The sequence below is a fragment of the Pseudomonas sp. SWRI51 genome, from assembly GCF_014268825.1.
In the GTDB taxonomy this organism is placed as follows: domain Bacteria; phylum Pseudomonadota; class Gammaproteobacteria; order Pseudomonadales; family Pseudomonadaceae; genus Aquipseudomonas; species Aquipseudomonas farsensis.
Genome location: NZ_JABWRG010000133.1, coordinates 1 through 12,033 on the forward strand (window position 1 = coordinate 1; position 12,033 = coordinate 12,033).

The 12,033-nt window shown below is 61.5% G+C and carries 10 protein-coding genes and 1 tRNA gene; 8 read left to right on the forward strand and 3 right to left on the reverse strand.

The features are described from left to right. Positions 1-132 precede the first annotated feature (132 nt). Positions 133-2,094: a methyl-accepting chemotaxis protein gene (locus HU720_RS22760; protein WP_186523183.1), complete on the reverse strand. Its 1,962-nt coding sequence runs from the start codon at positions 2,092-2,094 to the stop codon at positions 133-135. Between the two features lie 312 nt (positions 2,095-2,406). On the opposite strand from HU720_RS22760, the gene HU720_RS22765 reads away from it, so the two are divergent. Further along, positions 2,407-3,102 carry a glutathione S-transferase N-terminal domain-containing protein gene (locus HU720_RS22765; protein WP_186523185.1) on the forward strand — a complete coding sequence of 232 codons (696 nt, stop codon included), beginning with the start codon at positions 2,407-2,409 and terminating at the stop codon, positions 3,100-3,102. A 33-nt stretch (positions 3,103-3,135) separates the two neighbouring features. Here HU720_RS22765 and HU720_RS22770 read toward each other — a convergent pair whose 3' ends face one another. Next, positions 3,136-4,752, reverse strand: a complete 1,617-nt coding sequence (locus HU720_RS22770; protein WP_186523187.1) for an inorganic phosphate transporter — start codon at positions 4,750-4,752, stop codon at positions 3,136-3,138. Positions 4,753-4,877: 125 nt separating this feature from the next. Between HU720_RS22770 and HU720_RS22775 the strand changes: the two genes are divergently transcribed. From HU720_RS22775 to HU720_RS22805, 7 genes are all read left to right on the forward strand, one after another. Further along, positions 4,878-5,309: a GNAT family N-acetyltransferase gene (locus HU720_RS22775; RefSeq protein WP_186523188.1), complete on the forward strand. Its 432-nt coding sequence runs from the start codon at positions 4,878-4,880 to the stop codon at positions 5,307-5,309. Positions 5,310-5,438: 129 nt separating this feature from the next. After that, a complete protein-coding gene (locus HU720_RS22780) occupies positions 5,439-5,831 on the forward strand; it encodes a helix-turn-helix domain-containing protein (RefSeq protein ID WP_186523189.1) in 393 nt (130 codons plus the stop codon). Between the two features lie 128 nt (positions 5,832-5,959). After that, the gene (uvrY, locus tag HU720_RS22785; protein WP_186523190.1) at positions 5,960-6,598 is read left to right on the forward strand and encodes a UvrY/SirA/GacA family response regulator transcription factor; all 639 of its coding nucleotides are present in this window, start codon (positions 5,960-5,962) and stop codon (positions 6,596-6,598) included. Positions 6,599-6,606: 8 nt separating this feature from the next. Then, positions 6,607-8,430 carry an excinuclease ABC subunit UvrC gene (gene uvrC / locus HU720_RS22790; RefSeq protein ID WP_186523191.1) on the forward strand — a complete coding sequence of 608 codons (1,824 nt, stop codon included), beginning with the start codon at positions 6,607-6,609 and terminating at the stop codon, positions 8,428-8,430. A gap of 33 nt (positions 8,431-8,463) precedes the next feature. After that, a complete protein-coding gene (gene pgsA / locus HU720_RS22795) occupies positions 8,464-9,024 on the forward strand; it encodes a CDP-diacylglycerol--glycerol-3-phosphate 3-phosphatidyltransferase (protein ID WP_186523192.1) in 561 nt (186 codons plus the stop codon). A 63-nt stretch (positions 9,025-9,087) separates the two neighbouring features. Next, positions 9,088-9,163: transfer RNA gene (locus tag HU720_RS22800), tRNA-Gly, on the forward strand. A gap of 141 nt (positions 9,164-9,304) precedes the next feature. Beyond that, positions 9,305-10,012, forward strand: a complete 708-nt coding sequence (locus tag HU720_RS22805) for a hypothetical protein (RefSeq protein ID WP_186523193.1) — start codon at positions 9,305-9,307, stop codon at positions 10,010-10,012. A 310-nt stretch (positions 10,013-10,322) separates the two neighbouring features. Here the strand turns inward: HU720_RS22805 and nhaA are convergent, their stop codons facing one another. Then, positions 10,323-11,525, reverse strand: a complete 1,203-nt coding sequence (gene nhaA, locus HU720_RS22810; RefSeq protein ID WP_186523194.1) for a Na+/H+ antiporter NhaA — start codon at positions 11,523-11,525, stop codon at positions 10,323-10,325. Positions 11,526-12,033: the final 508 nt, after the last annotated feature.

Below are 12,033 nucleotides of genomic sequence, written 5' to 3' on the forward strand. Positions count from 1 at the left end.
GCGATGTTGGCAGTGCTATCGCTATCGCGGGGCAAGCCCGCTCCCACGTTTCGATGTAAATCAGTCAGTTAGCGTTTTTTCTGTTGGGGCGGCCTTGTGCCGCGATGGGCTGCAAGGCAGCCCCAATTGCTATCAAGCGGTACGGAACCGGCCAACCAGCTTCTGCTGATGTTCCGCCAGGCGCGCAAGCTCCTGGCTGGTTACCGCCGTCTGCTGCGCACCGGCACTGACCTGAATTACCAGATCATTGATCTCGTTGACGTTGCGGTTGATGTCCTCGGACACCGCGCTTTGCTCCTCGGCTGCCGACGCGATCTGGATATTGCGGTCGCTGATGCGTGCCACCCCTTCGGTTATCGACGCCAGCAACTCGCCGGCACGGCCAATACGGCTGGCCCCGGACTGCGCCTTGCCCAGTGTTTCGAGCATCGAGCTGCTGGCGCGGTCGGAGCCTGCCTGCAGGTTGGTGATCATCTGCTGAATATTGCCGGTCGATTCCTGGGTGCGCTGTGCCAGCGTGCGGACTTCGGAGGCCACTACCGCAAAACCTCGGCCATGATCACCGGCACGGGCGGCTTCGATGGCCGCGTTCAGCGCCAGCAGGTTGGTCTGCTCGGCAATGCCGCGGATGACGTCGAGCACCGACGAAATGGCATCACTTTCATGCTTCAGGTCGTCGATAATCGCGGCTGTCTGCTCAGCCTGGGTCGACAGTTCGCGAATCAGCTCGATGGTGCCATCGACTTCGATGCGCCCCTGTGTCGTGCTGGCGTGGATCTGCTGCGACAGGCTTGCCGCATCGGTGGTGCTTTGCGCCACCTCGCGCACCGTGGCGCTCATTTCGTTGATGGCGGTGGCCACCAACTCCGTGCTCTGGCGCTGCTGCTCGACGCTGCGGCTGGTTTGCAGGGTCACTGCCGAGGACTCTTCAGCCGCGGTGGCCACCTGCGCTGTGGCGTTGCCGATTTCCTGGACGATCTCGGTCAGCTCGTTGGCCATGCGGTTGAGGTTCTCGGCGATCTGGCCGAATTCATCCTTGCTGCGGTAGCCGGTGCGGGCGGTCAGGTCGCGGCGCGCCAGCCCTTCGAGGGCAGCATTGATGTCTTTGACCGCCTTGCCGATGCTGCCGATGATCAGCCACGACAACAGCGCCACCATGGCCAGGGCCAGCAATGCGCCGCCCAGGGTCAGCCACAGCGCCTGGTTGGCTTCGCCACGGGCGTCAGCGGCCAGCCGGGCGACGCTCTGCGCCAGGGCCTGCTCGACATCGGTCATCTGGTCTATGCGTTGGGTTGCAGTCTCGAACCAAGCCTCAGGCTTGATGCCCAGCGCATCGCCCAATGGCAGCTCGAAGGCCAGGCGTTGCAGCTTGCCCACTTCGCTTGCGGCCGCGGTCTGCTGGCTTTGCTGGTATTGGCTGAGCACCGCTGCCGGGGCCTTGCGCAGGAAGCCTTCGGCGTAGGCGGTGAACTCGCCCAGGTTGCGGCTGAAGCGCGACAGCAGCGAAGCGTCGAAGTGGCCCTGGTTGAAGGCAAGGCCGAGCAGCACGCGCTCGCGGCCAGCGCGCTCTTTCAGTTCGATGAACTGGTTCAAGGCATTCAGGGCATGGACGACGCCGGTATTGTTGACGCGGTTTTCCAGCGAGTGGGTGTAGCCGACCAAGGTCTTGATGATCTCGGTGTAGCGGGCGCCCGATTCGCCGCTGTCGATGGCCAACTTGTCGACACCCTCGCGCAAGGCGGCCAGGGTATCGAGGGTGCTGCGGACCTTGCCGATGTCGGCATCGTTCTGCGTCGGCAGGCGGTGTACGGCATCGATGGCTGCGTCGCTTTCGCTGCGCATCTGGGTAAGGCGATTGCCCATGCTTGTGCCGCGGCTGCCGATGAACACGCCGCTTGCGCCACGCTCACGTTGCAGCAGGGTAATCAGTTGGCTCAACGCCTGCGCGTTGCTACTGGCGGCGACGGTGTTTTCCATATCGCGCAGCGTGCGATAGTTGTCGGAAATATAAACACCGGCCAGTGCCAGAAAACCAAGTAATGGGAAAAAAAGAATCAACAGTAATTTCAGGCGAAGCGGCGCATTGGTCAGCATCCTTCTGGCCTCTTAGATTAGTGGAAATACGGGAGGGACGGGCGTGCGCCGCAGCACTGATCGGGTGGTGGCTCACTGCTATTATTGTACGGTCATTCAATTAACAATCAAAAGCCGAAAGCGTGTGTTGTTACAAATATTAACGCCCCATAAGTATGCGTTTGAAGTGTGTATTGATCCAAGTCAGTGCAGAGTTAAATAATTAATAAATAAAACTTGCTAATCAGCGGGGCTGGCAGCGCTGATGCGGTGATGGTCAGGCTGCCCTCAAGCCATTAGGCTGGTACCTTTTCGACTGCCAGGGTGTGCACCATGACTGACCTGTCCGCTTTTCCGATTACCCGCAAATGGCCGGCGCAGCACCCGGAGCGCCTGCAGCTCTACTCGCTGCCGACCCCCAATGGGGTCAAGGTATCGATCATGCTCGAAGAGCTCGGCATGCCCTATGAGGCGCACCGGGTCAACTTCGACGATAACGAGCAGATGAGCCCCGAGTTCGTCTCGCTCAGCGCCAATAACAAGATCCCGGCGATCCTTGACCCAGCCGGCCCAGGTGGCCAGCCGTTGGCGCTGTTCGAGTCCGGCGCCATCCTGCAGTACCTGGCCGAGAAAAGCGGCCAACTGCTCAGCCAGGACCCAGCACAGCGCTACCAGACGCTGCAATGGTTGATGTTCCAGATGGGTGGCATCGGGCCAATGTTTGGCCAGGTGGGGTTCTTCCATTTCTTTGCCGGCAAAGACTATGAAGACAAACGCCCGCGCGATCGTTACGTCAATGAGGCCAAGCGCCTGCTCGGCGTACTTGATCGCCACCTGCAAGGCCGTGAATGGATGGTCGATGACTACAGCATCGCCGATATCGCCATCTTGCCGTGGGTGCGCAACCTGGTGGAGCGCTACAACGCCCGTGAGCTGGTGGGTTTCGATGAGTTCAAACAGGTGCAGCGGGTGCTGGCACGCTTCCTCGAACGCCCAGCCGTTCAGCGTGGGCTGGCCATCCCCGGCTGAGCTTGCTGAACGCGGTGCATGGCGGCGGCCGGCTCAGAGAACCTGGTTCAGCACCCAGTACAGGCACCCCGACAGCAGCATCGCCGCGGGCAGGGTCAGTACCCATGCCATCAGCAGGTTGACCAAGGTGCGCCGCTGCAGGCCCGAACCATTGGCAACCATGGTGCCGGCCACCCCCGAACTCAGCACGTGGGTGGTCGAGACCGGCAGGCCGAACATGTCTGCCGCACCGATGGTGCACATGGCAACGACCTCCGCCGAGGCCCCTTGTGCGTAGCTCAGGTGGGTCTTGCCGATCTTCTCGCCCACGGTCACCACGATGCGCCGCCAGCCGACCATGGTGCCAAGGCCCAGGGCGATGGCCACCGCCACCTTGACCCACAGCGGAATGTAACGGGTGGCGTCGTCGAGTTGGCGCTTGAACAGTTGCACGTGGCTGGCGGTGTCGGCATCGAAGGTCACCAGCGGGTTTTTCTCGAGCAGGCGAATCACTTCGCTGACCAGGTACATGTCGTTGCGCACGTTGGCCATGGCTTCGGCGGGAACCCGGTTGAGCGAGCCGTAACCTTTGACCTCTTCGCCAATCATGCCGCTCAGGGCGGCCAAGGCCGGCACCAGCTCCGGGCTGGCCTTGGGCTCGGTGATGAATGCGGTCAGCACCTGGCGTGGGTCGGCCGGCGGGGCTTGTGGCGCACTGCGCACCAGTGCCTGGCGGGTCACCTCGGCGACTGCCGAGAACTGCAGGGCCTGTTCGGCGGGCATGGTCTTGTTCAGTGCGTATGCCATCGGTAGCGTGCCAACCAGAATCAGCATGATCAGCCCCATGCCTTTTTGCCCGTCATTGGAGCCGTGGGCAAACGACACGCCGGTGCAGGTGATGATCAGCAGGCCGCGGATCCACCACGGCGGCGGGGTTTGCCCTTTGGGCGCCTCGTACAGCTCGCGGCGTTTGACCAGTGCCTTCACTGCCACCAGCAACAGCGCGGCGCAGGCAAAACCGATCAATGGCGAGAACAGCAGGGCATAGCCGACTTTGCTCGCCTGGCCCCAGTCGACACCGCTGGTGCCGTCGCGCCCGTGCATCAGGGCGTTGGCGACGCCCACACCAATGATCGAGCCAATCAGCGTATGCGAGGACGAGGCGGGCAGCCCCAGCCACCAGGTGCCGAGGTTCCAGATAATCGCCGCCAGCAGTAGCGCGAAGACCATGGCAAAGCCTGCGCTGGAGCCGACCTGCAGAATCAGCTCCACCGGTAGCAGCGCGATGATGCCAAAGGCCACTGCGCCACTTGAAAGCAGCACCCCAAGGAAGTTGCACAGCCCCGACCAGACCACCGCCACCGAGGCCGGCAAAGAGTGGGTGTAGATCACGGTAGCCACGGCGTTTGCGGTGTCGTGGAAGCCATTGACGAACTCGAAACCGAGCGCGATCAGCAGTGCCAGGCCTAACAGCAAAAAGGGTGTAACCGTGGTCACGACGGTGCCGCTGGCGCTGACATCCTGCTTGAGGCTGTAGAAGGTGTAGGCCAAGCCTGCCAGCAGCAGGCCGATAAACAAGGTCAAGGTGGCGCGGCCGGGGCGCTGCGACAGTTGCGGGCGTGGGGCGAGGGCGGTCAGGGCGTCCTGGCTGACCATCGAGGGGGTTGTCATGGTGACTCCGGAAGCGTCGACGCGAAGGGGGAGGTTTCCCATCCTAGAAACAATCCATGACCGGGGCGTGACCTCGATCAAAGGAGCTTCTATTCTGCAGCCACTACTCAACCCAGCGAGTTGCCATGCCCCTTGAACTGACGGCTGCTGGTGATGCCCACTGTGCGTTCGCCCGTGACCTGACCCGGCGCGCGATGCTGCCGTACTACCAGCAGTTCGGCCTGCTGTGGGTGGAGGAGGCGTTCGACCAAGCCTGGAGCTGGCGTGAGCAATGGCTGATTCAGGACCAAGACGAGGTGCTGGGCTATTGCAGCCTGAGCCAGGACCGCCAAGCACTGTTCATCCGCGAGCTGCACCTGCTGCCCGAGCATCGAGGCCGGGGCGTGGGTAGCTGGGTGCTGGAGCAGTTGGCCGAGTGGGCGCAGCAGCGGCGCTTGCCACTGCTGCGGTTGATGGTGTTTCGCAGCAACCCGGCCCGGCAGCTTTATTTACGCCGGGGGTTCGCCGAAATGGGCGAGGACGACTGTTTTGTGCGCATGCAGCGCCAACTGCCGTGATGCACGCGTCGGAGAACGGCTTGAGCCGCTTGCAGTCATTGGATCCAATAGGCATAGTGCCAGCTGAGTGCGAGAGCATTCGCTCGGGTGCGGGATGCACCCGGTTTTCAGCCATCAAGGAGGCACGACATGACAGCATTTGGCCCACGTCTGAGGGAAGAGCGCGAGCGTCTGGGTATGACCCAGCGCGTATTCGGTGACGTAGGGGGGGTGGAGCCCAACGCTCAAGGCAAGTACGAGAGCGGCGAGCGCACCCCGCGCATGGACTACCTGGCGGCGGTTGCGGCTCGCGGTGTCGATGCGTTGTATGTGCTGACCGGCAAACATACCCCCGCGCCGCTCGATAGCCTGAGTGCTGACGAAGACCAGATGATCGGTGCGTTTCGCCGGCTGCCAGCTGCTGATCAGGCTGCCGTGTGGCATTTGCTCAATCGTCTGGCCGGGGAGGCCGCTGCGGACGCGCCCCTGGGTATTCGTCAGCCCGAGCGGCAGATGCGCTTTCGCAACGAATTGTGCCAATAGGCCACGGGGCAACTTTTACCTGCGCGGCTTGTTGAAATAACTGCTAACACCTTCAGGACCCTAGGTCGCCATTGAAAATTTTTGTTAAGGTGGCGGGATCCAATCGCCCCCACTGACGAGGTGTCTGCTTGATAAGGGTCCTGGTGGTCGACGATCACGATCTGGTGCGTACTGGAATTACGCGCATGCTGGCCGATATCGACGGTCTGCAGGTGGTAGGTGAGGCTGACTCCGGTGAGTCCTCCCTCAAGCTTGCCCGCGAGCTGAAGCCGGACGTGGTTCTGATGGACGTGAAAATGCCAGGGATTGGTGGTCTGGAAGCAACCCGCAAGTTGCTGCGCAGTCACCCCGATATCAAAGTGGTGGCGGTGACCGTGTGTGAGGAAGACCCGTTTCCGACCCGTTTGCTGCAGGCCGGTGCCGCGGGCTACCTGACCAAAGGTGCCGGGCTCGATGAAATGGTCCAGGCCATTCGCCTGGCCTTTGCCGGGCAACGCTACATCAGCCCGCAGATCGCCCAGCAGTTGGCGCTCAAATCGTTCCAACCACAGGGTTCGCCGTTCGACTCGCTGTCGGAGCGCGAAATCCAGATCGCGCTGATGATCGTCGGCTGCCAGAAAGTGCAGATCATCTCGGACAAGTTGTGCCTGTCCCCCAAGACCGTCAATACTTACCGTTATCGAATTTTCGAAAAACTCTCGGTCACCAGCGATGTCGAACTGACGCTGCTGGCAGTCCGCCACGGTATGGTTGACGCAAGTCTTTAAGCACCCCAATGTCTCAGACCTTTGATTCAAGCGCATTCCTGGCGACCTGCAGTGGTCGCCCGGGCGTCTATCGGATGTTCGACGCCGAAGCCCGGTTGCTTTATGTGGGCAAGGCCAAGAACCTCAAGAAGCGCCTGGCCAGCTACTTCCGCAAAACCGGCCTGGCGCCCAAGACCGCTGCGCTGGTAGGCCGCATTGCGCAGGTCGAAACCACCATTACCGGTAACGAGACCGAAGCGTTGCTGCTTGAGCAGACGCTGATCAAGGAATGGCGGCCGCCGTACAACATCCTGTTGCGCGACGATAAGTCCTACCCGTACGTATTCCTGTCTGACGGCCAGTTCCCACGCCTTGGCATCCACCGCGGCGCCAAGAAGGCCAAAGGCCGCTATTTCGGTCCGTACCCCAGTGCTGGCGCCATCCGTGAAAGCCTGAGCCTGCTGCAAAAAGCCTTTTCGGTGCGCCAGTGCGAGGACAGCTACTACGCCAACCGCACCCGCCCGTGTCTGCAATACCAGATCAAACGCTGCAAAGGCCCTTGCGTGGGGTTGGTGGAGCCGGCCGATTACGCCGAGGACGTTCGCCATTCGGTGATGTTTCTTGAGGGGCGCAGCCAGCAACTGGGCAATGAGCTCAACGCCGAGATGGAAGCGGCCGCCATGGCCTTGAATTTCGAGAAGGCCGCCGAATTGCGTGACCAGGTGGCGTTGTTGCGCCGCGTGCAGGACCAGCAGTACATGGAAGGCGGCTCGGGCGATGTCGACGTAGTGGCCGCGTTCACCAACCCCGGCGGCGCTTGCGTGCACCTGATCAGCGTGCGGGGCGGCCGGGTGTTGGGCAGCAAGAACTTCTTTCCGCAAGTTGGCATCGAGGAGGAGGTGGCCGAGGTCATGTCGGCCTTCCTGTCGCAGTACTACCTGGGCAACGCCGAGCGCGAGCTGCCAGGCGAGCTGATCGTCAACGTGGTGCATGAAGACTTCGCTGTTATCACCGAGGCCGTGCAGACCTTGCGCGGGCTCGATCTGACCATCAGCCATCGGGTGCGCGGCACCCGTGCGCGCTGGCAGCAATTGGCGGTCACCAACGCCGAGCAAGCGCTCAATGCCCGCCTGGCCAACCGCCAGCACATGGCCGCGCGCTTCGAAGCCCTGGCCCAGGTACTGGAGCTCGACGAAGTGCCACAGCGCCTGGAGTGCTACGACATCAGCCATTCCAGCGGTGAAGCTACCGTGGCTTCTTGCGTGGTGTTCGGCCCTGAGGGTGCGCTGAAGTCCGATTACCGGCGCTTCAACATCGAGGGCGTGACTGCCGGTGACGACTACGCCGCCATGCACCAGGCCCTGCTGCGCCGCTACGGCCGTATCAAGGACGGTGAAGGCAAGCTGCCAGATGTGCTGCTGGTGGATGGCGGCAAGGGCCAGTTGAACATGGCGCGTGAGGTCATGCAGGAACTGGGCTTTACCGACCTCACCCTGCTTGGCGTGGCCAAGGGCGTGACGCGCAAGGCCGGTTTCGAAACCCTGTACCTCAATGATGTCGCCCACGAGTTCACGCTCAAGGGCGACAACCCGGCGCTGCACCTGATCCAGCAGATCCGCGACGAAGCCCACCGCTTTGCCATTACCGGCCACCGCGCCCGCCGCGGGAAAGCCCGCAACACGTCGAGCCTTGAGGGTGTCGCGGGGGTAGGGCCGAAGCGCCGGCGCGAGTTGCTGAAACATTTCGGCGGGCTGCAAGAGCTCAACCGCGCCAGTATCGAAGAGATCGCCAAGGCACCCGGTATCAGTAAAAAGCTTGCCGAGTCGATTTATGCCAGCCTGCATAGCGAGTAGAATGCCGGGTTCAACTCGCAGCCAGTCGTACCGATGAATATTCCAAACCTGCTCACCGTTCTACGCGTCCTGCTCATCCCGATCTTCATCCTGCTGTTCTATGTGCCCTATCACTGGAGCTACATGGCCGCCAGCACGGTGTTCGCGATCGCCGCCGCCACCGACTGGCTTGATGGCTACCTGGCCCGTCGGCTGCAGCAGAGCACCCCCTTCGGCGCCTTCCTCGACCCCGTGGCCGACAAGCTGATGGTGGCCGTGGCCTTGGTACTGCTGGTGCAGGTGCACGCGAACTTCTGGCTGACGCTGCCTGCAGCGGTCATCATTGGCCGCGAGATCGTGGTATCGGCGTTGCGTGAATGGATGGCAGAGCTGGGGGCGAGGGCGCATGTGGCGGTTTCGAGCCTGGGCAAATGGAAAACTGCCGCGCAGATGCTCGCCTTGGTAATCCTGCTGGCCAACCCGCCGCTGCTGACTTTCTGGGTTGTGCTGGGTTATGGGCTGCTGCTGGTCGCTGCCGGGCTGACGCTGTGGTCGATGGCGCATTACCTGCTGGCAGCCTGGCCACATCTGCGCGAAGGCTCTGAACAGAAATAAAACTTTTTTGAATCAAGGGGTTGACGCCGTTCGGCAAATCGCTAGAATGGCGCCTATAACGACGCGGGAATAGCTCAGTTGGTAGAGCACGACCTTGCCAAGGTCGGGGTCGCGAGTTCGAGTCTCGTTTCCCGCTCCAAAATTCGATTCCCAGTGCGTCGCTGGGAATCAAAAAGAAAGAGGCCGAAAGGCCTCTTTTTTTGTGCCTGCGTTTTTATCGGCGTTCAACCCCGTGCCAAGTTCTGGCAGCATTTACTTGATGTGCGCCTGCTCGCGTAACATGGCCAAGCGTGCCTCACCCTCTTCTTTCTCCCTCGACGGCAAGTATGTCGTGGCCATCACCGTCTTCAACAAAGAGGGGACGGCCGAAAGTACCGCTACAGATGCCCTCAACACGTTGCCGTATTGGCCTGTGGATCGCCCGGATGCTGCGCGTATCGTGATGGCTTCGACGCGGGGGCAGGTGAGCAGCTCCCGAGGCCTGCGTCAGTTGCTGAGCCAGGCCGTGGGCGCGCCGTATTATCAGATCGAAGCATTATCGACTGCGCCGGGTGATCGGTTGTTGGTCGGCGTGCGTAAGTATGGGCACAGCAGCAAAGCGGCAGATTTTTCCTTCTTGTTGTTGTCGATCCCGTTTTCGATCAGCGAGCAAGGGGCGACACTTGGGGATGCCTTTGAAGTCGTCTGGAAACTGACCCCTGACCAACTCGCCACAACGCTCGGGTCGAATGCCCGGCGCCCGGAACTAGGGCTTTCCGGCATTGAGTTCGATCGTCACAACCGTGATCGTTCCTATGCGGTAACCAGTTTTGAAACCGATGACGGGATTGGCGGCTATTTGTGGGTGTTGCCGTTTGACGGAAGAACAATCGGCGAGCCCCAGCCGGTCAAGCTCAAGAATGGTCTCGCGCTGACGTTCATTCATGAGCCAGAGGGCGTAGAAGCGTTAGACGAAAACCATGTGCTGGTTGTGCATGATGACGATTGAGTCAGGGTAAGAGAGCCTGAAAACGGCACCGTGCGTGAAGAGCATGAGTTTGCGTACAGTGTGATCGGGTTTGCTGCGCAGTAGGCCTGGCGGCGCGAAAGCCGTGCCGGAGCGAAAGAGCATCAAGGGTAAATGTACTTGATTACATACAGGCTCAGCGCCCTCAACGCGTCAGCTGGGTACCCGCCACGCTATCCTGGGCCAGCCCCAGTGTTTTGCAGCAGAGCTTGACCATTTGCTGACGCGCTTCACTATCGGTCATGCCTGCGTGCACGTTACGTGGCCGCTAGCGATAGCGGCCACCGTCATGTCAAACAGGCTGTTTGGGCGCAAAACGCAAGATGGCGCAGGCGATCACCGCAGATAACAACGAACCCAGCAAGATTCCGATTTTTGCCGCCTCGACCTTCTCAGGCTGGCCGGGGAATGCCAGTTCGCCGATGAACAGGCTCATGGTGAAACCAATCCCGCACAGCATCGCCACCCCATATATCTGCAGCCAACTGGCGCCTTGGGGCTTGCTGGCAAGGCCGGTCTTGACCGCCAGCAGTACGCCGCCGAACACGCCCAGTTGCTTGCCAAGCAGCAGGCCCAGGGCAATCGCTAGCGGCAGCGGCGCAAAGATGTCGCTCAAGCCCAGGCTGCCGAACGAAACGCCGGCATTGGCAAAGCCAAAGGCCGGTACGATCAGCCACGTCACCCAAGGCGCCAGGCCATGTTCCAGGCGCAGCAGTGGGCTGGCGGCAGCAGGCTTGCCGGCACCTGCGCTGTAGGGAATAAGCAAGGCACCAACCACGCCTGCGATGGTGGCGTGCACCCCCGACAACAAGGTGACGTACCACAATGCCACAACGCCCAGCAGATAGGGCCATAGCACAACGACGCGCAGGCGGTTGCAGGCCAGCAGCGCAGCAACGATGCCAGCGGCGGCAGCCAATGCCACAAGGTTGATCGAGGAGGTGTAGAACACCGCAATGATTGCCACCGCGCCCATATCGTCGATGATCGCCACCGATACCAGCATCACCTTCAAAGACAGCGGGGCATGGCGGCCAAGCAGCGCCAAGGCACCGACGGCAAAGGCGATATCGGTCGCTGCCGGAATGGCCCAGCCAGCGGCGAGGCCGGGTGTACCGTTGGACAGCGCCAGGTAGATAAGGGCCGGGGCGGCCATGCCCATCAGCGCCGGCAAGGCGGGCAGGCGGCGTTGCTCCCAGCTGGCCAGACGGCCGTCGACCAGTTCGCGCTTGATCTCAAGGCCCACCAGCAGGAAGAAGATAGCCATCAGACCATCGTTGATCCACATGTGTACGGTCATCGGCCCGAGCTTGTCGGTCAGGGTGGGACCGACGGCGAAGTGCAGCAGGTGGCGATAGCCATCAGCCCAGGGGCTGTTGGCGATGATGATGGCCAGGGTGGCGGTGATCATCAGCAATACGCCGCCAGTGGCTTCGCTGGCCAGCACGCGTTGCAGCAGCGAGCGCTGGGTCTGATTGGCAAGGGGGGCATTCATGCACGGGTCCTCGGTCATTGCGTCGCCCTCGCACGGGCTGGGCGGCGAACAGCGGGCACGGCAAAGCGCGGGCTCCGATGATGGCGGGCCAGGGTGGCGATGGACGAAAGTATGGCTGGGTAAAACGGCGCGACAACCCACGATGCAAAAGCACGGGACGGGAGCGGCCAGGGGGAATGGTGGCATGCGTGCAACATGGACGAATCTCTACGGAAAACAAATGAATGTTCTCCGTATTCGGGAATGCTCCCGGGCGCACGCAGCACACGCCAGGCGCGGATTCTAACCACCCTGGCGCGGCGCTGCACGGCATATTTGCATCGAGATATTGCCGGAGGAGGGCTGCCAGTTGATTGCAGGTTGAGCGCACGTGGGGCATGCCAAGGTTTTGTAAAACCCTGTCCTGGCCTCATCGCAACATTGCTGATTGGACCCAATCCTGTGGGAAATGATAGAGAGTTGTGGCGAGCGGGCTTGTCCCGCGTTGGGCTGCGCAGCAGCCCTGAAA

Bases quoted from the DNA above. Each gene is read 5' to 3' on its own strand.
- HU720_RS22760 (WP_186523183.1), bottom strand. From the start codon at position 2,094: ATGCTGACCAATGCGCCGCTTCGCCTGAAATTACTGTTGATTCTTTTT.
- HU720_RS22765 (WP_186523185.1), top strand. From the start codon at position 2,407: ATGACTGACCTGTCCGCTTTTCCGATTACCCGCAAATGGCCGGCGCAG.
- HU720_RS22770 (WP_186523187.1), bottom strand. From the start codon at position 4,752: ATGACAACCCCCTCGATGGTCAGCCAGGACGCCCTGACCGCCCTCGCC.
- HU720_RS22775 (WP_186523188.1), top strand. From the start codon at position 4,878: ATGCCCCTTGAACTGACGGCTGCTGGTGATGCCCACTGTGCGTTCGCC.
- HU720_RS22780 (WP_186523189.1), top strand. From the start codon at position 5,439: ATGACAGCATTTGGCCCACGTCTGAGGGAAGAGCGCGAGCGTCTGGGT.
- uvrC (WP_186523191.1), top strand. From the start codon at position 6,607: ATGTCTCAGACCTTTGATTCAAGCGCATTCCTGGCGACCTGCAGTGGT.
- pgsA (WP_186523192.1), top strand. From the start codon at position 8,464: ATGAATATTCCAAACCTGCTCACCGTTCTACGCGTCCTGCTCATCCCG.
- HU720_RS22805 (WP_186523193.1), top strand. From the start codon at position 9,305: ATGGCCAAGCGTGCCTCACCCTCTTCTTTCTCCCTCGACGGCAAGTAT.
- nhaA (WP_186523194.1), bottom strand. From the start codon at position 11,525: ATGAATGCCCCCCTTGCCAATCAGACCCAGCGCTCGCTGCTGCAACGC.